The following is a 22600-nucleotide window of genomic DNA, read 5'->3' on the forward strand; positions in this document are numbered from 1 at the left end:
GTTTCGAAAAGAAGAAGGCCGCCCGATTGGGCGGCCTTTTTTGTTGGTTACTGCTGGGCGGGGCCGCGAGGGCCAGGGCCCATTCCTCCGCCATGCTCCATCATCATCGCTGCACGGCGTCCGTTATGGCCGTCACGGCCGCGCCGCTCGCCCCAGCCGCCGTCGATGGCTTCCCGCATGAGGCGCGGAGCGATCCGCTTCTGGTCCTCGCTGAAGCTGTCCCAGAGCGGGCGAAGGGCAGTGGTCAGCGCGGCGGAGCGCTGGGCGCTCTGGTTCAGCATCGTGCTGCGCTGCTCCAAGCGCTGCATCAGGTCCATGGACCGGCGCTGGTCGCGGTTCTCGCGAAACTGCTGCATACGGGCGTAGCGATCCGCAGCAGATGTCCGGATCGCAGTTTCCACCGGACCCCACAGGCGCTCCTGATCGGCTGACAACTTCAGACCGGCCTTGATCGCCGCAATGCGGGCATCCACGAGCCGGTTGTAATCGTCCTGGCTCATACGGGGGCGCCGGTTCTGCTGACCCTGGTCCTGGGAGGCCGTCGGCGCGTTCGGCGCAGGATTCTGCTGCTGAGCGAACGCGTAAGTTCCGGAGCCTGCCAGCAGGGCCGCGAGGGCGACGGTTGCAAAGGTCTTCATGGGTATCCTCCGTTGTGGCGATAGGATTAGATTGCTCCGATCCTGTTCTCACTCAGGTGAAGGCCGCATGAACTTTTCGTCATGTGGATAAGGTTTGGAGCGGGGCTCCGAACCCTCACAACCGCTTCAGGAACCCGGCGAAGCGCATCAGGCCCTCCGGCCAGGGGCCGTGGCCGCTCTCCGTGTTCAGGTGACCGGCATCGCCCGCGTCGACGATGGCCGAGCCCCAGGCATAGGCGATGTCTTCCGCCTTGGCGTAGTCGCAATGCGGATCGGTCCGGCTGGCGACGAGGACCGACGGGAAGGGAAAGGGCTCGCGTGGGATCGGCGCGAAGGCCCGGTCGATGGCAGGGATGAAATCAGGCCGCTCCACGTCCGGCAGGCTGACCAGGAAGGCGCCCCGGGCCTTTGTGCCCGCGAGCTGAGGCGCCGCATGGGCGATGGCCAGAACGCCGAGGCTGTGCCCGACGAGCACGACAGGCTTCTTGGCGCGCTCCACGTCGCGCACGATGCGCTCGACCCAGGCGTCCTTGTTGGGGGCGTCCCAGTTCTCCTGCTCGACCCGCCACGCGGTCGAGAGCTGGCGCTCCCACCGGCTCTGCCAATGATCGAGGCCTGAATTTTCGTAACCGGGGACGATGAGGATTTCGCAATCGGAGGTTTTCATGATCGGGAGATAAAGACCCGCGCAGGCAGGTTCAAGCGCTCCGCTTCAACTCCATGTTCTCCTCCGCCTCCTTCAGGACAGCCTCCCGCTCGGAGATGTAGTCGCGGGTCAGGGGCACCACATCGTTGCGGCGGGCGAGCTGGAGTTGGAAGACAACTGCGTCCTGCCAGCGGAATGCGGATTCGGACATGGCGAGGTAGCATTCCCACATCCGGCAGAAGCGCTCGTCGTAAAGGCGCAGAACCTCCTCGCGATGCGCCATGAAGCGCTCGCGCCAAGCCTTCAAGGTATAGGCATAGTGCAGCCGAAGAACCTCGATGTCGGTCACCACCAGCCCTGAGCGCTCGACTGCTGGCATCAGCTCCGACAGGACGGGCAGGTGACCGCCGGGGAAGATGTATTTCGTGATCCAGGGATTGGTCGGGTAGGGCGTGCCCGTCCGCCCGATGGTGTGGAGGAGCATGACGCCGTCCGGCTTCAGGAGCCTCCGGCAGGCCTGGAAATAGGCATCGTAGGAGGACACGCCCACGTGCTCGAACATGCCGACCGAAACGACCCGGTCGAAGATGCCTTTCGTGTCGCGGTAATCCTGAAGCTTGAAGTGCACCCGGTCCTGGAGGCAGGCCGTAGCGGACCGCTTGCGCGAAGCCTCCAGCTGCTCCTCCGAGAGCGTGATGCCCTTGACCGAACCGGCTCCGGCAACCTGGGCCAGATAGAGCCCCATGCCGCCCCAGCCGGAACCGATATCCAGAACGCTATGGCCGGGATCCACCATCAGCTTGGCCGCGATGTGCCGCTTCTTGGCCATCTGCGCCTCTTCGAGGCTCGCATCGGGATGGTCGAAATAGGCGCAGGAGTACTGGCGGTCGCTGTCGAGAAAGAGGGAGTAGAGTCGGCCGTCGAGGTCGTAATGGTGGGCGACGTTCCGCTTCGACCGGATCGCATTGTTCTCGGCGCGGCGCATCATCCGGGCGCGGATCCTGCGCAGGCGATGGAGGGGAAGTTCGTCGAGTTCCCCGTGGGTATCCTGGAGAAGGAGTTGGAGCAGGTCGAGGATATTGCCCTTCTCGATGACGAGGCGGCCATCGACGAACAATTCACCCAGCTTCAGCTCCGGGTGCAGGCAGAGAGCCATCTGGGCGGCCGCATCCGTGAACCGGATCGAGACCTGCGGTTCAGCCCCGTCGCCGAAGGTGGAACGCCTGCCCCTGGCCGTGGTCATCTCCAGGGTGCCGTGTTTCACGGCCCGCGTGAACGCAAGATCGAGAAGTTTCTCCGACAGCATGGCAACAACCCCCGCCGTTGGTCTCCAGACAGGGATTGTCGCTCACTCTGGAAATTTTTCCACCCCCGAGCTATGCGCCGCTTGCGCCGAAGACCCGCGCGAAGATCGTATCCACATGCTTGAAGTGGTAGCCGAGGTCGAAGCAGGCCTCGATCTCCTCCGGTGTCAGGTACTTCGTCACGTCGGCGTCGTTTTTCAGGAGGGTCAGGAAATCGCCTTCCCCGCGCCAGACCGGCATGGCGTTGCGCTGGACGAGCCGGTACGCGTCCTCGCGGGAGGCGCCCTTCTGGGTCAGGGCCAGGAGAACCCGCTGGGAATGGACGAGGCCGCCGAGGCGATCCAGGTTCTTCTGCATGTTCTCCGGGTAGACCACCAGCTTGTCGATGACGTTGGTCAGCCGGGCGAGGGCGAAATCCAGGGTCACCGTGGCGTCCGGGCCGATCATGCGCTCCACGGAGGAGTGGGAGATGTCCCGCTCGTGCCAGAGCGCCACGTTCTCCATGGCCGGCATGGCATAGGCCCGGACCATGCGGGCGAGGCCCGTCAGGTTCTCGGTCAGCACCGGGTTGCGCTTGTGCGGCATGGCCGAGGAGCCCTTCTGGCCGGCCGAGAAGAACTCCTCCGCCTCCAGGACTTCGCTGCGCTGCAGGTGACGCACTTCGGTGGCCAGCCGCTCGATGGAGGAGGCGATGACGCCGAGCGTGGCGAAATACATGGCGTGCCGGTCGCGGGGAATGACCTGGGTCGAGACCGGCTCGACCTGGAGGCCCATCTGCTCGGCCACGTATTCCTCGACGCTCGGGTCGATATTGGCGAAGGTGCCGACCGCGCCCGAGATGGCGCAGGTGGAAATCTCGCGTTGGGCCTCGATCAGGCGGAGCTTGCAACGCTCGAACTCCGCATAGGCCTGGGCCAGCTTGAGTCCGAAGGTGGTGGGCTCCGCGTGGATGCCGTGCGAGCGGCCGATGGTCGGTGTCATCTTGTGCTCGAAGGCGCGGCGCTTGATGGCGGCGAGCAGCTCGTCGAGGTCTCGCAGCAGCAGGTCAGACGCGCGGGCAAGCTGCACGTTGAAGGTGGTGTCGAGCACGTCCGAGGATGTCATGCCCTGGTGGACGAAACGGGCCTCGGGGCCGACGATCTCGGCGAGATGCGTCAGGAAGGCGATGACGTCGTGCTTGACCTCGCGCTCGATGGCGTCGATCCGCTCCACGTCGAAGGTTGCCTTGGAGCCCTTCTCCCAGACCTTCTCCGCGGCTTCCTTCGGCACGACGCCGAGATTGGCGAGTGCCGTCGTGGCATGGGCCTCGATCTCGAACCAGATGCGGAACTTGGTTTCCGGCGACCAGATGGCCACCATCTCGGGACGGCTGTAACGGGGGATCATGTTGCTATCCTGACGTGCGAACCTGAAATTCCCTCCCCCCTTGTGGGGAGGGTTAGGGTGGGGGTGTGAGCTCTCACCTATGAAGGTATGACGCCGACACCCCCACCTCCAACTCCTCCCCACAAGGGGGAGGAGAGCTATGTCGTGTTTCCTTGTCGTCTCAACGCGCCTTTGCGGCCGCCTCGCGAATGGCCGCCATGTTGGCCGCGTAGGCCGACGGGCCGCCCTTGAAGGTGGCGGATCCGGCGACGAGCACGTTGGCTCCGGCTTCGGCCACCAGCGGGGCGGTCTCAGGGGTCACGCCGCCATCGATCTCGATATCGATGTCCCGGTTGCCGACCATCTCCTTGATCCGGCGCAGCTTGCTGCAGACGGAGGGGATGAAGGCCTGTCCGCCGAAGCCCGGATTGACCGTCATCAGGAGGATCAGGTCGACATCGTCGATCACGGGCTCGATGGAAGCCTCGTGCGTGCCGGGGTTGAGGACGATCCCCGCCTTCTTGCCGAGCTTGCGGATGGTCTGGAGCGAGCGGTGCAGGTGCGGCCCGGCTTCCGCATGGATGCTGATGATGTCCGCTCCCGCCTTCGCGAAGGCTTCGAGGTAGGGATCGACCGGTGCGATCATCAGGTGAACGTCGAAGGGCTTGGACGTGTGAGGGCGCAGGGCCTTCACCACATCGGGCCCGATGGTGATGTTCGGCACGAAATGCCCATCCATCACGTCGATATGGATCCAGTCCGCGCCGGCGGCGTCGATGGCGCGGATTTCTTCTCCGAGCTTCGAGAAGTCGGAGGCGAGGATGGAGGGGGCGATGAGGAGCGGGCGTGTCATGCCGCGCCGGTAGCACGAGCCTTTTCCGGCCGCAACGGGACATTGGGCCACCGGTCCAACCAATTGAAGACCACTTGGTTGGGGAGAGGTCCGTTTGCGACAGGAATTCCATGGACGGCCTTGATCCAACAGGAGTAAAGATGGCCTCGTCGCAAGGATACGATTTCGCTTCTCGTCGGAAGCGACTTTAATGGGGCAGGGCCTTCATGCGTAAGGATGTGGTTGTTCTTGGGGCCGGCATCGTCGGCGTGTCGATTGCCGTGCACCTGCAGAAGCGGGGTCGGTCGGTCCTGCTGGTCGACAAGCGCAAGCCCGGCGAAGAGACCTCTTTCGGCAATGCGGGCCTGATCCAGCGCGAAGGCGTGTATCCCTACGGTTTCCCGCACGATTTCGGCGCCCTGCTGCGCTATGCCCTGAACAACACCATCGACGCCCATTACCATTGGGCCGCGATCCCGAAGCTCGCCCCCTTCCTGTGGCAGTACTGGATGCACTCCAGGCCCGCCCAACACAAGGCCATCGCCCGGATGTATGCGCCTCTCATCGAGCGCAGCGTCACCGAGCACATGGCGCTGGCGGAGGAATCCGGCTCCACGCACCTGATCCGCCCGACCGGCTGGATGAAGGTGTTCCGCGACGAGAAGAGCCGCGACGAGCAGTTCAAGGACGCGGAGGATGTGAAGCGCGATTTCGGCGTCAACTTCGATGCGCTCGACACGCGGGCCGTCGCCGAGCGCGAGCCGCATCTCAAGGTGGAGACGAAGGGCGGCATCCATTGGACCGATCCGGCCTCGGTGTCCGACCCCCACATGCTGACCATGGGGTATGTCGGGTTGTTCGAGCGCCTCGGCGGCGAGCTGGCGGCGGGTGATGCCCGTACCCTCGAGCAGACGCCGACCGGCTGGCGCGTCCAGACGGAGAAGGGGCCGGTGGACGCGGGAGAGGTCGTCATCGCCCTGGGCGCCTGGGCCGATGTGGTGACGACGAAGCTGGGCTATGATCTGCCACTGGCGGTCAAGCGCGGCTATCACATGCACTACAAGCCCGTGGGCAATGCGGTGCTCAACCGGCCGACCCTGGATTTCGACCGGGGCTATTTCCTTGCCCCAATGACGAAGGGCATTCGCCTCACGACGGGAGCCGAGTTCGCCAACCGGGATGCACCGAAGACCCCGGTCCAGCTTGCCCGGGCCGAGCCCATCGCCCGGGACTTCTTCCCGCTGGGCGAGCGCGTCGATCCGGAGCCGTGGATGGGCATGCGCCCCTGCACTCCCGACATGATGCCGATCATCGGCCCGGCGCCCAAGCACAAGAACCTCTGGTTCGGCTTCGGCCACGCCCATCACGGCCTGACCCTCGGCCCGGTGACGGGACGGCTCCTGGCCGAGATGATCACCGGCGAGACGCCGGTCGTCGACCCGAAACCGTATCGGGCGGAGCGGTTTTAGTTGGCGCTGGTCTCACGCTAGAGCATTTTTCGGCGAAGTGGATCCGGTTCGCCGTCAAAAAATGCGACCCAGCAAAGAAGAGAGACGATTCCACGCAAGTGGAAACGGCTCTAAGCACTTCGTCATGGCCGTCCCCGGACCCGATCCGGGGATCAGTCCCGGCTATCCACGCCCTTGAGACGCGGCAGTTCCCAAGACGTTGATGCCCGCAACAAGTGCGGGCATGACGAGGATCTTTAGGTCTTTTTCACGAACCTGTCCCGCCAGGCCGGCTGCGCGCCCGGATAGGGCAGGGCCGTCGCTTCATACACGCCGCGTGCGATGGCGCGGGTGAGGCAGTCGGCGGCGAGTGCCGTAAGCTCCGTGAATTCCGCCGCCTCGTCCTGGAGCGGCCGTCGGCCCGTGGCGGCGGCGAAGATGGTGTCGCCGTCGAACAGGGCGTGCGAGAACCGCAAAGCCCGGGCGAGGCCCGCGTGCGACGCGACGGCAAGCCGCTTGGCCTGGGCCTTCGTCAGGACGGCATCGGTCGCGATGAGCGCAATGGTCGTGGCCGGCTGCGGGCCGCCTTTCCAGACGAGCTTGCGTTTCTCCGCTTCGATGCGCTCCGGATGCCCGTATCCGCCGAATTCTTCGCCTTCCTCCAGGGCGCCGGCCCAGAAATGCGGGCCGTCTCCGATGACCGCCGAGGCGATGCTGTTCACCACCACGAGCGCGCCGATAGTGTGCCCGGCGGAGGTGACGGCGCTTGCCGAACCGAGGCCGCCCTTGAAGTCCGCCGTCGTGGCGCCGTATCCGCCGCCGGACGTGCCGAGTTCGAAATCCAGGCTGGCCCGATGGGCCGCTTCGTAGCCGAGTTCCCGATAAGGCGAATAGCGGCCCCAATCCTTGTTGCCGCCGTTGATGAGATCGAAGATAGAGGCCTGTGAGACCAGCGGGACAAGCGCTTCCCGGACGGCAAAGCCGATCCCCCGTTCCCTTAAGTAAGCCTGGACACCGCCGGCCGCGTCGAGACCGAAGGCGGAGCCGCCGGAGAGCACGACACCATGAATGGCGGGCACCATCTTGTCCGGGTCGAGCAGGTCGGTCTCGCGGGTGGCCGGAGCCCCACCCATGACGAAGACCGACGTCACGGCAGGCTCGTCGAAAAGCGCGACGGTCACGCCCGAGCCGAGGGCGGAATCCTGGGCATTGCCGATGCGAAGACCGGCGACGTCGGTGATGAGATTGCGACGCTGTGTCATGGAGTGAAGCAAACCGAATTTCGGCCGCCTTCACAAGCTGGAGAACCGGCCTTTCACCGCCTTTCTCAAGCCGTCGTGACAGGATAGAAGGCGTCCATGCTCAGTGTTTCCTATCCGGCCGCGGCGCTCGGCGGCCTCATCAGCTTCTTGAGCCCCTGCGTCCTGCCGCTGGTGCCGCCTTACCTGTCGTTCCTCGCCGGCACCACCTTCGACCGGCTGAGCGCAGGCGACGACCGCGCGGTCCGGCAGCGCGCGATGCTGGCGGCCCTGCTGTTCGTGGCGGGCTTCTCGACTGTCTTCGTTCTGCTCGGCGCCACCGCTTCGGCCCTGGGCCAGGTGATCCGGCAATATCTCGATGTCCTGAGCACGGTGGCGGGCATCGCCATCATCGTGATGGGCCTGCACTTTCTCGGGCTCTTCCGCATCGGCCTGTTCTACCGCGAGGCCCGGTTCAACGTCGCCAAGCCCGTGGGGCTCTGGGGTGCCTATGTGATGGGCCTTGCCTTCGCGTTCGGTTGGACGCCTTGCATCGGCCCGGTCCTGGCCGCGATCCTGACCGTGGCGGGCTCGGAGGAGAGCGTCTCCCGCGGGGCCCTGCTGCTCGCCGCCTATTCGGCCGGCCTCGGCATCCCGTTCCTGCTCGCGGCCTTCGCCATGAAGCCGTTCGTGGCGCTCGTCAAGCGCATGCGCTCCCGCTTCGCCATGGTGGAGAAGGTCATGGGAATCCTCCTCGTCCTCACGGGCATCGCCTTCCTCACCGGCTGGATCACCACCATGTCGTTCTGGCTCCTGGAGACGTTCCCGGCGCTGGGGCGGTTGGGGTAACGTGATTCTCAGGGCTTAACAGCGGGTTCAATTTCCAAGTCCCGCTGCCAGGCACCGTCCCATTTTACGTTCTTGCACTCTGTGAAAATCAAGACGTTGCGGGCCTCGTCGATCCATAAGGAGCAGGTGCCCCGCCGAGGCTCGTCATCACGCGGAAAGTAGACTGATATGCTCTCGCTGCCAGAATATTGCCAAGTCCCACCGTAATCCCAACCGTCTCCATCATCGATGGTGATGCCGTGAAGCTTCCTGTGTCGGTCAAAGCATAATGTATTTCGCGTTGGCGGCCAGCGACCAAAAGGCTTGTTATAGATCCGATCCCAACACCCAATGATGCTTGTTCTCTTCGGTGCGGGAGCAGCCTCTGAGTTGGCTGTACCTATCAGGATAGCGAGGAGCGGAGTAAGTGTTGTGACTCAAATCTTATGCACGACGTACCCTCATTGTTGATATGTAGTATCACAATGTGGGGCTCCGCAGAAATCGGGTCGTTTCTCCAAATTGATTTCTTCACCATCGCTGTCTCACCAAAGGAGACAAACGATGTCCTTCCAAATCCGCGGCCTCGATGCCGAGCCTTTCGCGCCGCTTTTCGCGCTGAATGAAACAGATCTTAGGGCCATCGGCGCCAAGCGTGTCCATGCCGACGAGGCCGATGCTTATCCCTGCCGAGTGTCGCTGACCCGGGTTGCGGTCGGGGAGGAACTGCTGCTGCTCAACCACGCCCACCAGACGACGGCGACCTCGCCGTATCGCGCGGCCGGTCCGATCTTCGTCAGCCGAAATGCCAGGACAGGGCTGTATCGGAGCGAGTTGCCACCGATGATGCGGGATAGGCTCCTGTCCCTGCGGGCCTACGATGCCGAGGCCTTCATCGTCGATGCGGACGTGGCCGAGGGTGAGGACGTTCTGCGGGTGATCGAACGCTTTTTCGCCGACCCGAAGGTCGCGCATATCGATGCCCATTTCGCCCGGCGCGGCTGCTTCGCGGCCCGGATCGAGCGGGCCTGATCAGTCCTCGGTTCGAACAATATGGCCGGCGTTCCTCAGGGCCTCCGTGGCCTTGTCCGCATCATTGGCCTTCACCAGCACGTAGTCGGTGCTGAAGGTGGAGGTGGCAAAGATGCCGATGCCGGCGCCGGCCAGCGGTGCGAGCACGGAGGCCAGGATTCCCGGGACGCTGGAATCGAAGCTCTGCTCGATCCGGAAACAGCGCCAGCCGGCGTCGATCTCGGCTTCCGATGGGACATGGTCGAGCGGGCAGACGAGCGTCGTCTCCTCGACTGCCTGGACGACGAGCGAGAAGGGACCGGGCGAGGGAGCCGTGACCGAGGAGCCCGCAGGAAAGCGGCAAATTGCGTAGGACGCCTTGAGCAGGGAAAGGCTGAGAGCGGGCATGGCCACCGTTCTTGAATCTCCGGCTGGTAGTTCACTTCGCACGTCATCACCGGCCCTGTGCCGGTGATCCCGATGTGGGAGGCGCCGCGCTTCTCCGTATCGGGATGGCCGGGACGGGCCCGGCCATGACGTCCAGGTTTATCCAATATCCATAAGAAAACCCGCCCTGGCGACAGGGCGGGTTTCCGAATGTCGGCTTTCAGGCCGATCGATTACATGGCGAGTTCGTTGCCCGTGTAGTCGATCTTGCCGTCAGCGCCCTTCTTCCAGACGTACATGATGTAGTCCGGACGGGTGATATCGCCCTTCTTATCGTAGGAGATATCGCCGATGACGGTCTTGAAGGGCTTGCCCGACTTCATGATGTCGGCGACCTTCTTGCCATCGGTGCTGCCGGCCTGCTTGGCGGCCTCGGCCAGGATCTGAGCAGCGGCGTAGCTGTAGAGCGTGTAGGCTTCCGGCTCGTAGTTCTTGGCCTTGAACTTGGCCACGACGTCCTTCGCATTCGGATTCTTGCGCGGATCCGGCGAGAAGGTCATCAGGGTGCCGTCGGCGCCCGGGCCGGCGATCGAGACGAACTCGGCCGACACGATGCCGTCACCCGACATGAGCGGGGCGTTGAGGCCCTGGTCGCGCATCTGGCGGATGATGAGGCCGGCTTCCGTGTGGAGGCCGCCGAAATAGACGACGTCGACGCCAGCCTGCTTCAGCTTCGACACGAGCGCGGAATAGTCCTTCTCGCCCGGGTTGATGCCTTCGTAGACGACTTCCTTCAGGCCCTTCGCGTTCATGGCCTTCTGGGTCTCGTCGGCAAGGCCCTTGCCGTAGGGGGTCTTGTCGTGAACGACAGCGACCTTCTTGCCCTTGAACTTGTCGGCGAGGTAGCCGCCGGCAACGGCGCCCTGCTGGTCGTCGCGACCGCAGGTGCGGAAGGTGTTCCACATGCCGCGCTCGGTGAACTGCGGGTTCGTCGAGGCCGGGGTGACCTGGACGATGCCGGATTCCTCGTAGACCTGCGAGGCCGGGATCGACACGCCGGAGTTGAAGTGGCCGACGACGAACTTCACGCCTTCAGCGGCGAACTTGTTCGCCACCGACACGCCCTGCTTGGGGTCGGACACGTCGTCGCCGACGACGATCTGCAGCTTCTGGCCATTGATGCCGCCGGCTGCGTTGATGTCTTCGACGGCCTGCTCGACGCCGTTCTTCAGCTGGGCGCCGAACGCCGCGTTCGGGCCGGTGACGGGGCCAGCGACGCCGATCTTGATCTGGGCGCTGGCAGCGCTGGAGAAGGCGAGGCCAAGACCAAGCGCCACGCCGGTCAACAGCAGTTTTTTCATGAGGTCACTCCTCTGGGTGGTTTTATAGGCCCCTCTTCCTTGTGGGGCCGGTTTGACGGTAGACCCGTCATCCGAGGTAACATCATGCTGTTTTTTAAGCGGATGTCACCTGGGAATCTTTTAGGCCGGAGCATCGGACGCAAAAGTGGATTACACTTTTGGGATCAAACCGATGCTCCGGCTTCTTAAAGCGGCGCATCGTTCGTTGCGGAAAGCCGGAACCTCCTTTCCGCACGATGCGCTTAGCCCTTGGCCGCAGACGCCTTTTCCCGCCAGGAGAAGGGGCCTGTCCGCTCGTAGAGCCAGCGGTATTGCGTCGTCATCATGCGGGCGCGGCGGTACTGGAAACCCAGCGCCCCGATGATCAGCAGCACGATGGTGTCGACGGCATAATAATGAATCGACAGCAGCGTCCCCCCGAACAGGGCAAAGTGGATGAAGCGCACCGCGGCGCCGAGGATGAACAGGTAGATGATCAGGGTCCAGAAGGGGCGCCAGGTGAGGGCGATGGCCCGCCCGGTCATCCAGGCGGCCCAGCCGCCCATGATCACGGTGATGAGAAGGAAGAGCCAGATCGACGGCTCTTCGTAGAGGATGCCCTGCATCAGTGATGCCCCCCTTCGAGATAGGCTGCCCGCACTTGCGGATTTTCGAGCAGTTCCTTGCCGGTGCCGCTCATGGTGATGTTGCCCGTCACCATCACGTAGCCGCGATGGGCCAGCTTGAGGGCGTGGTAGGCGTTCTGCTCCACGAGGAAGACCGTCATGCCGTCCTTCTGGTTCAGCTCCTTGATGATCTCGAAGATCTGCTTGACGATCAGGGGAGCGAGACCGAGCGAGGGCTCGTCCAGGAGGAGGAGCTTCGGGCGGCTCATGAGGGCCCGGGCGATCGCCAGCATCTGCTGCTCGCCGCCCGACAGGGTGCCGCCGCGCTGCTGCAGGCGTTCCTTCAGGCGCGGGAACAGGGTGCAGACCCGTTCCAGATCCTGGTCGAAATGCGCCATGTTGTGCAGGGAGGCGCCCATCTGAAGGTTCTCGAACACCGTCATGCGCGGGAAGATGCGCCGGCCTTCGGGAGACTGCGCGATCGACATGCGGGCGATCTCGTGGGTGGCCATCTTGGTGATGTCCTGGCCCGCATAGGTGATCTTGCCCTCGCGGCAACGCGGGTTGCCGAAGATCGTCATCATCAGGGTCGACTTGCCGGCACCGTTGGCGCCGATCAGCGTGACGATCTCGCCTTCATGAACGTCCATATCGACGCCCTTGAGGGCGATGATGTTGCCGTAATAGGTTTTCACGCCACGGACGCTGAGAAGTGGCTGGCGGCCTGCGTCGATGGCGGCTTGTTGAATGCTCGTTGCAGCGGTCATGCGCCCACCTCAGCCTCGACCTTTTCGACTTCGTCATCGGCCACGCCGAGATAGGCGGCGATGACCTTGGGATCGTTCCTGACCTCGGCCGGTGCGCCGTCCGAGATCTTGGTGCCGTAATCGAGCACCACCACGTGGTCCGAGATCTGCATCACGACCGACATGTCGTGCTCGATCAGGAGGATCGACGTGCCGTTGTCCTTGCGGATCGACAGGAGCAGCTCGTTGAGCTCCAGCGACTCGCGCGGATTGAGGCCGGCCGCAGGCTCGTCGAGGCAGAGCAGGAGCGGGTCCGTGCACATGGCGCGGGCGATCTCCAGGCGGCGCTGGTCGCCGTAGGGCAGGTCACCGGCCGGATCGTCCGCCCGGTGGATCAGGCGCGCCTTCTCCAACCAGTACTTGGCCTTCTCGATGGCCTCCTTCTCGGCCTTGCGGTAGCCGCCGAGGCCGAGGACGCCGAGGAAAGTAAAGCCCGAAGCGATCATGAGCGGGTTGTGCTGGGCCACCAGCAGGTTCTCGAGCACGGTCATGCCTGAGAACAGGCGGATGTTCTGGAAGGTACGGGCGACCTTGCCCTTCCAGTTGATGTCGAAGCCCGGAAGCCGTTCCAGCAACAGGTGCGAACCGTCGGGCTTGCGAAGGGCGACCATGCCTTCGGTCGGCTTGTAGAAGCCGGTGATGCAGTTGAAGACCGTGGTCTTGCCCGCTCCGTTGGGACCGATCAGGGCGGTGATGTCGCCGCGCCCGGCCTGGAAGGAGAGGTCGTTGACGGCAACGAGGCCGCCGAAGCGCATCGTGAGATGCTGTACGTCGAGGATGGGATCCTGCAGCCAGCGCATTAGCCGTGTCCTTCCTTCACGAGCGAGCCGGAAATGGCCTTGCGCTCTTTCAAGATCACCGAGGGTTCACGTTCCGAGATCAGGCCGCGCGGACGCCAGACCATCATCGCCACCATGCCGGCGCCGAAGAGTAGCAGGCGGTACTCGTTCGGGTCGAATCCGGATCCGAAGATGGCTTGCAGGAAGGTCAGGTTGCGCAGGATCTCGGGGCCGCCGACCAGCACGATGGCCGCGATGGCGACGCCGATCTGCGATCCCATGCCGCCGAGCACCACGATGGCCAGGATGATCGCCGATTCCAGGAAGTTGAAGCTCTCCGGAGAGACGAAGCCCTGGCGGACCGCGAAGAACGAACCGGCAAAACCGCCGAACATGGCCCCGATGGCAAAGGCCGTCAGCTTGGTGTTCGTGGTGTTGATGCCGAGGGACCGGCAGGCGATCTCGTCCTCGCGCAGGGCCTCCCAGGCCCGTCCCACGGGCAGCTTGCGCAGGCGCATGGTGACGAAGTTGGTGATCAGCGCCAGCGCCAGGATCAGGTAGTAGAGGAAGATGATCCGGTGCATGCCGTTGAATTCGAGCCCGAAGGTCTGCGCGAAGCCGCCTTCGCCGTTGGTGAACGGGATGCCGAAGAAGGTGGCGCGCGGGATCGACGAGATGCCGGCGCCGCCGTTGGTCAGGTCCACCCAGTTGATGAGGACGAGGCGGACGATCTCGCCGAAGGCCAAGGTCACGATGGCGAGGTAGTCGCCGCGCAGGCGCAGCACCGGGAAGCCGAGGATCATGCCCCAGAACGCAGCCAGGATGCCGGCAAGCGGCAGGCAGATCCAGAACGACAGGCCAAAGGTGGTCGAGAGCAGGGCGTAGGAATAGGCGCCGACCGCGTAGAAGGCCACGTATCCGAGGTCGAGCAGGCCGGCGAGGCCCACCACGATGTTCAGGCCCCATCCGAGCATCACGTAGGTGAGGATCAGGATGCCGAGATCGACCCAGTAGCGCGACTCGTTCAATCCGCCCTGGATCAGGTAGATCAGGAACGGGAAGGCGAGCGCCACGCCGAGGAAAAAGGGAATGGCAAACTTGGAGACGTGCTGGAAGGCGCTCGGCTCCGCATGGACCGGCTCCGTCGCCTGGTGCGCGCTGGGCGTCGCCTGGCGGTAGGCGCGGGAGGCCGTGAAGGCGTGCAGCACGAGGCGCAGGCCGAACACGATGGCGCAGATGATCGCCACCAGGCCCCAGCGGGGCGTGAGGAAGAGATCGGCACCGGACTGATCCGTCTTGTAGGCCAGGATCGGGATCGAGAGACCCAGCATGATCAGCGCGGTCTTGAAGGAGTCCTTCAGGGCGGCGCTCAGGTCGAATTTCCGCGTCACGGCCTGGGTCTGGCCCGCGGTGGTGATGGAAGGAGCGTTCATGCTCTTCAGGCTCCTTAAACCTTCTCGACCTCAGGCCGTCCGAGGATACCGGAGGGCATGAAGATCAGGACGATGGCGAGGATCGAGAACGCGGCCACGTCCTTGTACTCGATCGAGAAATAAGCCGACCAGAAGGTCTCGATGAGCCCGATGATCAGCCCGCCGAGGACGGCGCCCGGCAGGGAGCCGATGCCGCCCAGAACCGCTGCCGTGAAGGCCTTCACGCCCGGCACGAAGCCGTCGTTGAAGCTCACCACGCCATAATACAGCAGATACATGGTGCCAGCGACCGCCGCGAGCGACGCGCCGATCACGAAGGTGAGGGAGATCGTGCGGTCCACGTTGATGCCGAGAAGTGCGGCCATCTTGCGGTCCTGTTCGCAGGCGCGCTGGGCGCGACCGAGAGAGGTCTTCTGGACGACGTACCAGAAGATCGTCAGCAGCACGGCCGTCACGACCATGATGATGATCTGCTTGTAGGAGAGGGCGACGTTGTAGCCGCTCGCGCCCTGGAACAACACGATCACGTCGCCGACCATTGGCGGGGTCGGCTTGTTGCGCGCGCCCTGGGCGACCTGGACGAAGTTGGACAGGAAGATCGAGACGCCGATGGCCGAGATCAGCGGCGCCAGGCGGAACGAGCCGCGCAGGGGGCGGTAGGCGATCCGCTCGATGGCCCAGCCCCACAGGGAGGTGAGCACCATCGCGATGATGAGGACGAAGAACAGCGCCAGCACCACCGACGAGATCCCGAGCCACGTGGTCAGGATCAGGAAGAAGATCAGGGCGATGAAGGCGGAGAGCATGAAGACGTCGCCGTGGGCGAAGTTCACCATGCCGATGATGCCGAAGACCATCGTATAGCCGATGGCGATGAGGCCGTAGATCGACCCCAGAGTCAGCCCATTGATGAGCTGCTGCACAAAGATTTCCATGTCCTACCCTTGCCCCTCTGGATCGGGGTCATTCTTGGGAAACACCGTAGGAAAGCACGATGCCTGAGCAACGCCAAGCCTGACGTAAGATGCTGGTGTCTCTAGCAAACGGATTTCCGTTCGACAACTTTCTGTTAAGTTTCCTATTACCACTCATGATGGAATAAGCGGCAGGGGCTGATCCAATACTGGGCAAGTTCCCGTCTGACTACTGCTTCCAAAGGCTAAGACCAGGAACCATATGGTTCCGAACAGCCTTGTGCTCTGCCCCGAAAGAGTGGAAGAGGCTTGTCGGAACATCATGTTGAACTCTCAAGCCTCTCCCGATTCCGCCGGCACAGGTGCCGCCAGTCCCGATGCCGTTCTCTTTAGGGAAGGCATGAGCCGGGTCGCTGCCGCCGTTCACGTGGTCACGACCGACGGCGCCGCCGGACGCGCGGGCTTCACGGCCACGGCCGTCACGACCGTGACGGACAGCCCGCCCTCGCTTCTGGTCTGCGTCAACACCGCGTCACGCTCGGCCCAGGCGTTGTTGGCCAACAAGGTGTTCTGCGTGAATACCCTCGGTGCCGAGGATCAGGCCCTCGCCGACATCTTCGCGGGACGCACCGGCCTCCAGGGGCAGGAACGTTTTGCCCGCGGGGAGTGGGAAAAGCTCGATACGGGCTCGCCCGCGCTGACGACCAGCCTCGTTTCCTTCGATTGCCGCATTACAGAAGCCCGGATCGTCGCGACCCATCACGTGATCATCGGCGAAATCGTTCGCATCCGGCTGGGGGAACGCAAGCCCACGCTCGTCTACCAGGGGCGGCATTACCAGAAGCTCTGAAATCTGTGGACAAACGGAAAGGCCTCCTCACCCGCCGTCGCCGGCACATGAGGAGGCCTCCCGGTCCTGAAGGCCAACAGGATAGCCTTCGACAGAGAAATGTTCGAAGCGCCCGAGGGTTTCAGCTTGGCGTTGAACTCTCGGGGCAAAGAAAAAGCCCTTCACGTGGGCGGTGAAGGGCTTTGAGGGTCTCGAAGACCTTGGGGGCACATGGCCTTCGTACCGGAATAATGCCCTGCGGGAGGCTTGGTTCCGCAACCGATGGGTAAAAATCCTGAAGGATTGGCTACCCGAGCCGAGAGGCATCGTCCGTGCTGCGGCCTGGCTTGGAACCTTCCGGTCCATCCTTTCCTTGAATGACAGGAAGAAATTCAAGGAAACCCGATGTTCAAGCTCATCCGCAATATTTTCATCCTCCGTCAGGCCTGGAAGCTGGTGAAGCGCCGGCGCTGAAGCGGGCAGGGACGCTACTTGCCTCTCGCCGGTCCCGGTGCGTAGGGGCTCCAGCCCGTGACCTGCACGAAGCCGTCGCGTGCGGCCACGACCATGTGCCGGCGGTGCTTGTGGACGAGGGTGCCGGGCCGGTAGGCGTGCGGCTCCTCCCAACCAGTGGCCTCCCACACATAGACGTAGCGGGACTCGATCTGGGCGAAGGCCTCGATGGACCCGAAAGCGCGGACGGTTCGCATGATGTCCTGGACGCCTCCCGCCCAATGGATCGTCCGCTGCGCCTGCGTGATCCGGGGCCAATAGGTCCCAGGGCCCTGGGGGCGCGCCTCGTCCCAGAGCCGCGGGAGATCGTCGAGCAGCTGCAGGGAAATCTCCTTGGCGGCGATCTGGCACTTGGCCAGGAGCGTGTCGTGCGTTTCCGTTCCGCTTAAGGCGAACCGCGTCTGCGCCACGATGGCGCCCGTGTCGAAGGCGGGCTCCAGCCGATGGGCCGTCATGCCCCATTCGGGGTGGCCGTCCAGGATCGCCTGGAAGAGCGGGTAGGGGCCGCGTCCCATCGGAAGCGGGGAAGGATGGAAGTTGACGGCGAAGGGCAGGTGCCGCTCCCAGCCGGTGATCAGCCAGGGATAGCCCGCCACCACCAGGGCGTTGCACCCCATGGCCTTGAGCCCGGCCAGATCCGCCGGGAGGATCCGCGACATCTGGATCGGCAGCCTTAAGGTGCGCGCGCGGGCGACCGTCACGTCGTTGAAGTCGTAGATTCCGTCGCAGGGCCGGCTGAAGAGTTTGACCGGTTCCCAGCCCCGAGCGAGCAACGTCTCGAAAACATCTCCGAGAAAATCGATTCCGGCGAAGGCAAAGCGCATTCCCGGTGATCTCCTTATCCGGTGTCCTGGCTCACACGTGCTTCCTGGCAATCAACGCAACATCGCATGAATGTGCAACCCCATCGGGTTGCGGGAACCTGGAATCGCACTCAAGATTTAGCCTTGAGCATAGGGCAGGGAACCGCCTGTGCCGTTGGGGCGGATACCTGTCGGAAGGGCTTGCTGGAGCTTGAAAGAAGGAGTTCGCATGGTATCCAAGGACTTCATCCGCCAGATGGAAGGCTACGGGCTGACGACCGCCAAGATCCTTTACCGCATGCCGGATCACCCGAGCTTTCTCCAGACCTATATCTGGCAGGAATACGATCTGGCCCCCCGGTTCCCCGTTCTCATCGACTTTCTCGATTTCTGGAAGCGCGAGCTCGCCGGTCCGCTGCATTCGGTCACCGTTACCCACGCCCATCTGATCAGGCCGGCGGAATTTCGGGCGATCCAGGGTGAGATCAACATCCATTGAGGCCTCAAACCCTTGGCCCCGGACCTTAAGTCAGGTAGAGAGGCGCCCTGAGCATCCCCGAACCTGTCAGGGCTCCTTGTTTTCCAACGCGCGCACTTCACAAATTCTGCTCGCCCTTGCCTCACAGCCCGGCGAGCGCCTCACCGTGCGCCAGATCATGACCGTGCTTCAGGACAGGGCTTTCGCTCTTCTCATCGTCCTCCTCGGCCTGCCGAATTGCCTGCCCATGCCGCCGCCGATCCCGCTGGTCTGCGGCCTGCTCCTGGCGCTCGTCGCCATCCAGATCACCTTCGGCCGTGAGGCGCCCTGGCTGCCGCGCCAGCTCATGAACCGGTCAGTGGCCCGCACCGACGTGGAACGGGCCGTCAGCCGGGCGATCCCGGTCTTTCGCCGGCTGGAGCGCATCTCGCGTCCGCGCATGACCGTCCTCGACACCCCCCTTTCCATGCGGCTCATGGGCGCGGTCATCCTGGTCCTGTCCCTGGGACTGCTCTTCGCGCCCCCGTTCGTCGGGCAGATCCCCCTTGGTCTTGCCGTGTGCCTCGTGGGGCTGGGCCTCGTCGAGCGCGACGGACTGGTGATCATCGGCGGCCTGATCATCGGCTCCGTCGGCATGACCTTGAGCCTCGGCTTCGTCTACGCGATTCTCGCCGGGATCGAGACGCTCTTCTAGGTTTCCGTGCGGTCGCCCCCTTCGGGCACTCAGATCAGCTTCAGGCCTTTCAGGCTGGCATGTCCCTCGCGGCCGACGATGATGTGGTCGTGGACGATGATCCCCAGCGGCTTGGCGACGTCGATGATCTCGCGGGTCATCCTGATGTCGGCCGAGGAGGGGGTCGGATCGCCGGAAGGGTGGTTGTGCACGAGGATGAGGGCGGAAGCCGAGAGCTCGAGCGCCCGCTTGACCACCTCGCGCGGATAGACCGGCGTATGGTCGACCGTCCCCGATTGCTGCACCTCGTCGGCGATGAGCGCATTGCGCTTGTCGAGGAAGAGCAGCCGGAACTGCTCCTTGTCCATGAAGGCCATGGCGGTGCGGCAATAATCGATCACGGAGGTCCAGGAGGACAGGACCGGCCGCTTCGTCACCTCGCCCTTGGCGAGACGGCGCGCCGAGGCCTCGACGATCTTGAGATCGGTCACCACGCTCTCGCCGATCCCGTCCACCTCCATGAGCCGGGCCGGGGAAGCCGCCAGCACCTCGGCAAAGGTGCCGAAGCGCTTCATGAGTTCCTTGGCGATGGGCTTCACGTCCCGGCGCGGGATCGAGCGGAACAGCACGAGCTCCAGCAATTCGTAATCCGGCAGCGGGTCGCCGCCCGTTTCCATGAAGCGCGCGCGCAGCCGGTCGCGATGGCCGTGATAATGGGGAGTCTCGTCGCCGCTCATGCCCGCCCGTCGCCGTTGCCTTGCGGCACTCCGTAAGAGAGGTCGGTGTGCCGATGTTACTTTGTAGGCATGAAGCGACGCATCAGGCTAGTGTCAAGCTGCGGCGTAAGGCGGCTTGTCCAGGCCCTTCGGCGAGAAGGTGAAGACCTCGACGCCGGTTTCCGTAACACCGACCGTGTGCTCGAACTGGGCCGACAGAGAGCGGTCGCGGGTCACGGCGGTCCAGCCGTCGGAGAGCACCTTCACCTGGGGGCGACCCAGATTGATCATGGGCTCGATGGTGAAGAGCATGCCGGGCTTCAGCTCCACGTTGTAGGCCGGCTCCACGTAATGGAGGATCGTCGGCGAGTCGTGGAACACGCGGCCGAGGCCGTGGCCGCAGAAGTCCCGCACCACCGAGCAGCGCTCGGCCTCGGCGTAGGACTGGATCGCCGCTCCGATATCGTTCGTGGTGGCCCCGGGCTTGACCGCGGCAATGCCGCGCATCAGGCATTCGTAGGTGATCTCGCAGAGCCGCTGGGCCCGGCGGGGCACCTCGCCCACATAGTACATCCGGCTCGAATCGCCGTGCCACCCGTCGAGGATCAGGGTCACGTCGATGTTCATGATGTCCCCGTCGCGCAGGGGCTTGTCGTTCGGGATGCCGTGGCAGACCACATGGTTGATCGAGGTGCAGATCGTCTTGGTATAGCCGCGATAGTTCAGGCAGGCCGGATAGGCGCCATGGTCGCGGATGAACTCGAAGGCGAGCTTGTCCAGATATTCGGTCGTGACGCCGGGCTTCACATGGTCGGTCAGCATGTCGAGGCACTCGGCCGTCATGCGGCACACCCGCCGCATGGCCTCGAAATCCGCCGGCCCGTGCAGCGGGATCTCGGCGGAGCGCTTGCGCTCGACAACGTCGGTTTCGGTCATTTTCGTTCCTTGAACTCCTGTCCGGAATGTAAGGATCGCCGCGCGTGACGCAAGTTAAAGCATCGGATTGATCCATCCGATGCTTCCTTTATGAATGAGAGCATCGTCCTCGCGGACCCAGAGGGCCGCGTCAGCGAAAACCGGGACCCACTTTTCCGCACGATGCTCTAAAGACCTGCTGTCGCGCTTGCGATTGGCGCGCGAGGGTGTCATGAGCAACCCTGTTCATCCCATTCGGTGGCCGTGGATTCTCGCTTAATGAATGATTCTCGCCCTTTCGGCGACTTTGCGCCTTCAGGACTCGCCCGCTGGGTGATCGACCGCACGCGCGGGCTGCCCGAGGGATGGGCCGGCCGCCGGGTGGCCCTGATGCTGCGCCGCCTGGCGATGAAGACCCTGAAGGGGCTGCCGCTCGATCTCGAGACCTTCGGCCTGCGCATGCGGCTCTATCCCTACAAGAACGTTTGCGAGCGGCGCATCCTGTTCACGCCGCAATACTTCGACATGGACGAGATCAAGATCCTGACCTCCCGGGTCGCGGACGGATTCACCTTCATCGATATCGGCTCGAATGTCGGCTGGTACGCCCTTTCGGTCGCCCGGGAAGCGGGCGCCGTTCCGGTGCGGATCCTGGCCGTTGAGCCGCAGCCGGAGATCTTCGACCGCCTGATCTACAACATCCGCCAGAACCCCTCCTACACCATCAAGGCCGTGGACTGCGCGGTGGCGGACAAGACCGGCGAGCTGACTCTCTTCCTCGATCCCCTCAACCGGGGCGAGGCGAGCCTGAAGATCGTCAATTCGAGCCAGACGGATACAATTCGCGTTCCCGCCGTGACGATGCTGGAACTCCTGAAGCGGGAAGGCCTGACCCGAGTCGATGCGATCAAGCTCGACGTCGAGGGGGCCGAGGACCTGGTGCTCGATCCCTTCTTCCGGGATGCCCCCGCGTCCCTCTACCCCTCGCTGTTCATCGTCGCCAATGTGCCGGATCGCTGGCAGATCGACGTGGTGAAGCTCCTGAAGAGCAAGGGTTACCGGCAGATCCTCAAGAATAAGATGAATCTCGCTTTCGAGCGGGTGTGATAAGCCCGACGCGACGTAGGCGTCCAAAACAGCCCTCATCCTGAGGAGGCCGTCAGGCCGTCTCGAAAGACGAGGGCGTCTCCCGTGCGCTCTGGACGATTCTTCGAGACGCAGCTTCGCTGCTCCTCAGGATGAGGGGAGAGCTTGATGAGCTAGGCTGCGAAGACGCTCACCGCGGCGTCACGATCTCCACGGGCCGGTCGATGGTCACCTCTTCGGGCGTGATGCGGCAGACATAGGCGTAGGACTCGACACCTGCCGCAAGGGCATGCCGGAAGGCCTTGTCGTAGGCCGGGTCGATATCGCGGGCCACGTCAAAGCGCTCGGCATCCATCTGGATGACATAGACGAGGGCGGCCCTCGCGCCCGTGTCCACCATGTTGGCGAGTTCGTAGAGGTGCTTGGCGCTGCGGGCGGCGATGCAGTCCGGGAACTCGGCAAAGCCTGCCTCCCGCATCAGGTGGCAGTTCTTCACCTCGAGGTAGCAGGGCGGCTCGCCGGCCTTTTCGAGCAGGAAGTCGACCCGGCTGTTCCGGCCGTATTTCACCTCCGGCCTGATCCGGTCGTAACCCGCGAAGGGGGCCAGGCGCTCCTCCGCCAGGGCTTCCGCCACTAGGAGATTGGGCCGAGAGGTGTTGATGCCGATGAGCTGGCGTGGACCGCCGCCGGCCGCGACCTCCACGAATTCCCAATTGTACTTGAGCTTGCGGTTCGGGTTCGTCGCCCGCGAGAGGAAGACCCGGCTGCCGGGCTCCTTCAGGCCCATCATCGCACCGGGATTGGCGCAATGGGCCGTCACCACCTCGCCCGTATCGAGCTCGATATCCGCCAGAAATCGCTTGTAACGCTCGATGAGACGTCCCTCGAGCAGGGTTTCCTGAAAACGCATCAAAATCCAACGTTTGAACGAAAAATCCCTGGTAGCAGGGGAGAAGGCTGAGGTTCAACTGAACCCTTGCTTGAGAATTGCC

At 63.8% G+C, this 22600-nt stretch carries 24 protein-coding genes; 7 read left to right on the forward strand and 17 right to left on the reverse strand.

Annotated features, from left to right (window positions below):
* Positions 1-47: 47 nt before the first annotated feature.
* The 5 genes from DDF70_RS11525 to rpe form a co-directional block, all read right to left on the reverse strand.
* Positions 48-638 carry a Spy/CpxP family protein refolding chaperone gene (locus tag DDF70_RS11525; protein WP_114945017.1) on the reverse strand — a complete coding sequence of 197 codons (591 nt, stop codon included), beginning with the start codon at positions 636-638 and terminating at the stop codon, positions 48-50.
* Positions 639-753: 115 nt separating this feature from the next.
* On the reverse strand, positions 754-1305 hold the full coding sequence (locus DDF70_RS11530) for an RBBP9/YdeN family alpha/beta hydrolase (RefSeq protein ID WP_114945018.1): 552 nt from the start codon (positions 1303-1305) through the stop codon (positions 754-756).
* Positions 1306-1336: 31 nt separating this feature from the next.
* A complete protein-coding gene (locus DDF70_RS11535; protein ID WP_114945019.1) occupies positions 1337-2590 on the reverse strand; it encodes a cyclopropane fatty acid synthase in 1254 nt (417 codons plus the stop codon).
* 70 nt (positions 2591-2660) lie between these two features.
* A complete protein-coding gene (purB, locus tag DDF70_RS11540; protein ID WP_114945020.1) occupies positions 2661-3974 on the reverse strand; it encodes an adenylosuccinate lyase in 1314 nt (437 codons plus the stop codon).
* A 160-nt stretch (positions 3975-4134) separates the two neighbouring features.
* Positions 4135-4806, reverse strand: a complete 672-nt coding sequence (rpe, locus tag DDF70_RS11545) for a ribulose-phosphate 3-epimerase (RefSeq protein WP_114945021.1) — start codon at positions 4804-4806, stop codon at positions 4135-4137.
* Positions 4807-5012: 206 nt separating this feature from the next.
* On the opposite strand from rpe, the gene DDF70_RS11550 reads away from it, so the two are divergent.
* Entirely contained in the window at positions 5013-6254 is a 1242-nt protein-coding gene (locus tag DDF70_RS11550) for an NAD(P)/FAD-dependent oxidoreductase (RefSeq protein ID WP_114945022.1), read from the forward strand.
* Positions 6255-6490: 236 nt separating this feature from the next.
* Here the strand turns inward: DDF70_RS11550 and DDF70_RS11555 are convergent, their stop codons facing one another.
* Positions 6491-7495, reverse strand: a complete 1005-nt coding sequence (locus DDF70_RS11555) for a P1 family peptidase (protein WP_114945023.1) — start codon at positions 7493-7495, stop codon at positions 6491-6493.
* A gap of 96 nt (positions 7496-7591) precedes the next feature.
* On the opposite strand from DDF70_RS11555, the gene DDF70_RS11560 reads away from it, so the two are divergent.
* Positions 7592-8320 (forward strand): cytochrome c biogenesis CcdA family protein, encoded by a 729-nt coding sequence (locus tag DDF70_RS11560; RefSeq protein WP_114945024.1) that lies wholly within the window; start codon positions 7592-7594, stop codon positions 8318-8320.
* A gap of 543 nt (positions 8321-8863) precedes the next feature.
* Positions 8864-9331 carry a DUF1203 domain-containing protein gene (locus DDF70_RS11565; protein WP_114945025.1) on the forward strand — a complete coding sequence of 156 codons (468 nt, stop codon included), beginning with the start codon at positions 8864-8866 and terminating at the stop codon, positions 9329-9331.
* Here the strand turns inward: DDF70_RS11565 and DDF70_RS11570 are convergent, their stop codons facing one another.
* The 7 genes from DDF70_RS11570 to DDF70_RS11600 form a co-directional block, all read right to left on the reverse strand.
* A complete protein-coding gene (locus tag DDF70_RS11570; protein WP_114945026.1) occupies positions 9332-9718 on the reverse strand; it encodes an ACT domain-containing protein in 387 nt (128 codons plus the stop codon).
* A 212-nt stretch (positions 9719-9930) separates the two neighbouring features.
* The gene (locus tag DDF70_RS11575; RefSeq protein WP_162820350.1) at positions 9931-11058 is read right to left on the reverse strand and encodes a branched-chain amino acid ABC transporter substrate-binding protein; all 1128 of its coding nucleotides are present in this window, start codon (positions 11056-11058) and stop codon (positions 9931-9933) included.
* Between the two features lie 242 nt (positions 11059-11300).
* A complete protein-coding gene (locus DDF70_RS11580) occupies positions 11301-11663 on the reverse strand; it encodes a DUF6867 family protein (protein WP_114945027.1) in 363 nt (120 codons plus the stop codon).
* Positions 11663-12430 carry an ABC transporter ATP-binding protein gene (locus DDF70_RS11585; RefSeq protein WP_114945028.1) on the reverse strand — a complete coding sequence of 256 codons (768 nt, stop codon included), beginning with the start codon at positions 12428-12430 and terminating at the stop codon, positions 11663-11665. The genes DDF70_RS11580 and DDF70_RS11585 overlap by 1 nt, the downstream gene beginning before the upstream one ends.
* The gene (locus tag DDF70_RS11590; protein WP_114945029.1) at positions 12427-13269 is read right to left on the reverse strand and encodes an ABC transporter ATP-binding protein; all 843 of its coding nucleotides are present in this window, start codon (positions 13267-13269) and stop codon (positions 12427-12429) included. Before DDF70_RS11590 ends, DDF70_RS11585 begins: the two co-directional genes overlap by 4 nt.
* Positions 13269-14681, reverse strand: coding sequence for a high-affinity branched-chain amino acid ABC transporter permease LivM (gene livM / locus DDF70_RS11595; protein ID WP_114945030.1), 1413 nt, complete (start codon positions 14679-14681; stop codon positions 13269-13271). The genes DDF70_RS11590 and livM overlap by 1 nt, the downstream gene beginning before the upstream one ends.
* Positions 14682-14695: 14 nt before the next feature.
* Positions 14696-15616: a branched-chain amino acid ABC transporter permease gene (locus DDF70_RS11600; protein ID WP_114945031.1), complete on the reverse strand. Its 921-nt coding sequence runs from the start codon at positions 15614-15616 to the stop codon at positions 14696-14698.
* Positions 15617-15917: 301 nt separating this feature from the next.
* On the opposite strand from DDF70_RS11600, the gene DDF70_RS11605 reads away from it, so the two are divergent.
* Positions 15918-16445 carry a flavin reductase family protein gene (locus DDF70_RS11605; protein ID WP_114945117.1) on the forward strand — a complete coding sequence of 176 codons (528 nt, stop codon included), beginning with the start codon at positions 15918-15920 and terminating at the stop codon, positions 16443-16445.
* Positions 16446-16912: 467 nt separating this feature from the next.
* On the opposite strand, the gene DDF70_RS11610 is transcribed toward DDF70_RS11605, so the two are convergent.
* Positions 16913-17761: a methionyl-tRNA formyltransferase gene (locus DDF70_RS11610; protein WP_114945032.1), complete on the reverse strand. Its 849-nt coding sequence runs from the start codon at positions 17759-17761 to the stop codon at positions 16913-16915.
* Between the two features lie 208 nt (positions 17762-17969).
* Here DDF70_RS11610 and DDF70_RS11615 point away from each other — a divergent pair, with 208 nt between their 5' ends.
* Both DDF70_RS11615 and DDF70_RS11620 read left to right on the forward strand, forming a co-directional pair.
* Positions 17970-18239 (forward strand): usg protein, encoded by a 270-nt coding sequence (locus DDF70_RS11615; RefSeq protein WP_114945033.1) that lies wholly within the window; start codon positions 17970-17972, stop codon positions 18237-18239.
* Positions 18240-18315: 76 nt separating this feature from the next.
* On the forward strand, positions 18316-18912 hold the full coding sequence (locus DDF70_RS11620; protein ID WP_114945034.1) for an exopolysaccharide biosynthesis protein: 597 nt from the start codon (positions 18316-18318) through the stop codon (positions 18910-18912).
* 29 nt (positions 18913-18941) lie between these two features.
* On the opposite strand, the gene radC is transcribed toward DDF70_RS11620, so the two are convergent.
* Both radC and map read right to left on the reverse strand, forming a co-directional pair.
* Positions 18942-19628 (reverse strand): RadC family protein, encoded by a 687-nt coding sequence (radC, locus tag DDF70_RS11625; RefSeq protein WP_114945035.1) that lies wholly within the window; start codon positions 19626-19628, stop codon positions 18942-18944.
* Positions 19629-19721: 93 nt separating this feature from the next.
* The gene (gene map, locus DDF70_RS11630) at positions 19722-20543 is read right to left on the reverse strand and encodes a type I methionyl aminopeptidase (protein ID WP_114945036.1); all 822 of its coding nucleotides are present in this window, start codon (positions 20541-20543) and stop codon (positions 19722-19724) included.
* A 258-nt stretch (positions 20544-20801) separates the two neighbouring features.
* Between map and DDF70_RS11635 the strand changes: the two genes are divergently transcribed.
* On the forward strand, positions 20802-21629 hold the full coding sequence (locus DDF70_RS11635) for an FkbM family methyltransferase (protein ID WP_114945037.1): 828 nt from the start codon (positions 20802-20804) through the stop codon (positions 21627-21629).
* A gap of 169 nt (positions 21630-21798) precedes the next feature.
* Here DDF70_RS11635 and sfsA read toward each other — a convergent pair whose 3' ends face one another.
* A complete protein-coding gene (gene sfsA / locus DDF70_RS11640; protein ID WP_114945038.1) occupies positions 21799-22518 on the reverse strand; it encodes a DNA/RNA nuclease SfsA in 720 nt (239 codons plus the stop codon).
* Positions 22519-22600: the final 82 nt, after the last annotated feature.

The sequence above is a fragment of the Microvirga calopogonii genome (genome assembly GCF_003347665.1).
Lineage (GTDB): Bacteria > Pseudomonadota > Alphaproteobacteria > Rhizobiales > Beijerinckiaceae > Microvirga > Microvirga calopogonii.

Excerpts from the sequence above, each read along its gene's own strand:
- DDF70_RS11525 (WP_114945017.1), bottom strand. The coding sequence starts at position 638 with ATGAAGACCTTTGCAACCGTCGCCCTCGCGGCCCTGCTGGCAGGCTCC.
- DDF70_RS11530 (WP_114945018.1), bottom strand. The coding sequence starts at position 1,305 with ATGAAAACCTCCGATTGCGAAATCCTCATCGTCCCCGGTTACGAAAAT.
- DDF70_RS11535 (WP_114945019.1), bottom strand. The coding sequence starts at position 2,590 with ATGCTGTCGGAGAAACTTCTCGATCTTGCGTTCACGCGGGCCGTGAAA.
- purB (WP_114945020.1), bottom strand. The coding sequence starts at position 3,974 with ATGATCCCCCGTTACAGCCGTCCCGAGATGGTGGCCATCTGGTCGCCG.
- rpe (WP_114945021.1), bottom strand. The coding sequence starts at position 4,806 with ATGACACGCCCGCTCCTCATCGCCCCCTCCATCCTCGCCTCCGACTTC.
- DDF70_RS11550 (WP_114945022.1), top strand. The coding sequence starts at position 5,013 with ATGCGTAAGGATGTGGTTGTTCTTGGGGCCGGCATCGTCGGCGTGTCG.
- DDF70_RS11555 (WP_114945023.1), bottom strand. The coding sequence starts at position 7,495 with ATGACACAGCGTCGCAATCTCATCACCGACGTCGCCGGTCTTCGCATC.
- DDF70_RS11560 (WP_114945024.1), top strand. The coding sequence starts at position 7,592 with ATGCTCAGTGTTTCCTATCCGGCCGCGGCGCTCGGCGGCCTCATCAGC.
- DDF70_RS11565 (WP_114945025.1), top strand. The coding sequence starts at position 8,864 with ATGTCCTTCCAAATCCGCGGCCTCGATGCCGAGCCTTTCGCGCCGCTT.
- DDF70_RS11570 (WP_114945026.1), bottom strand. The coding sequence starts at position 9,718 with ATGCCCGCTCTCAGCCTTTCCCTGCTCAAGGCGTCCTACGCAATTTGC.
- DDF70_RS11575 (WP_162820350.1), bottom strand. The coding sequence starts at position 11,058 with ATGAAAAAACTGCTGTTGACCGGCGTGGCGCTTGGTCTTGGCCTCGCC.
- DDF70_RS11580 (WP_114945027.1), bottom strand. The coding sequence starts at position 11,663 with ATGCAGGGCATCCTCTACGAAGAGCCGTCGATCTGGCTCTTCCTTCTC.
- DDF70_RS11585 (WP_114945028.1), bottom strand. The coding sequence starts at position 12,430 with ATGACCGCTGCAACGAGCATTCAACAAGCCGCCATCGACGCAGGCCGC.
- DDF70_RS11590 (WP_114945029.1), bottom strand. The coding sequence starts at position 13,269 with ATGCGCTGGCTGCAGGATCCCATCCTCGACGTACAGCATCTCACGATG.
- livM (WP_114945030.1), bottom strand. The coding sequence starts at position 14,681 with ATGAACGCTCCTTCCATCACCACCGCGGGCCAGACCCAGGCCGTGACG.
- DDF70_RS11600 (WP_114945031.1), bottom strand. The coding sequence starts at position 15,616 with ATGGAAATCTTTGTGCAGCAGCTCATCAATGGGCTGACTCTGGGGTCG.
- DDF70_RS11605 (WP_114945117.1), top strand. The coding sequence starts at position 15,918 with ATGTTGAACTCTCAAGCCTCTCCCGATTCCGCCGGCACAGGTGCCGCC.
- DDF70_RS11610 (WP_114945032.1), bottom strand. The coding sequence starts at position 17,761 with ATGCGCTTTGCCTTCGCCGGAATCGATTTTCTCGGAGATGTTTTCGAG.
- DDF70_RS11615 (WP_114945033.1), top strand. The coding sequence starts at position 17,970 with ATGGTATCCAAGGACTTCATCCGCCAGATGGAAGGCTACGGGCTGACG.
- radC (WP_114945035.1), bottom strand. The coding sequence starts at position 19,628 with ATGAGCGGCGACGAGACTCCCCATTATCACGGCCATCGCGACCGGCTG.
- map (WP_114945036.1), bottom strand. The coding sequence starts at position 20,543 with ATGACCGAAACCGACGTTGTCGAGCGCAAGCGCTCCGCCGAGATCCCG.
- DDF70_RS11635 (WP_114945037.1), top strand. The coding sequence starts at position 20,802 with ATGAATGATTCTCGCCCTTTCGGCGACTTTGCGCCTTCAGGACTCGCC.
- sfsA (WP_114945038.1), bottom strand. The coding sequence starts at position 22,518 with ATGCGTTTTCAGGAAACCCTGCTCGAGGGACGTCTCATCGAGCGTTAC.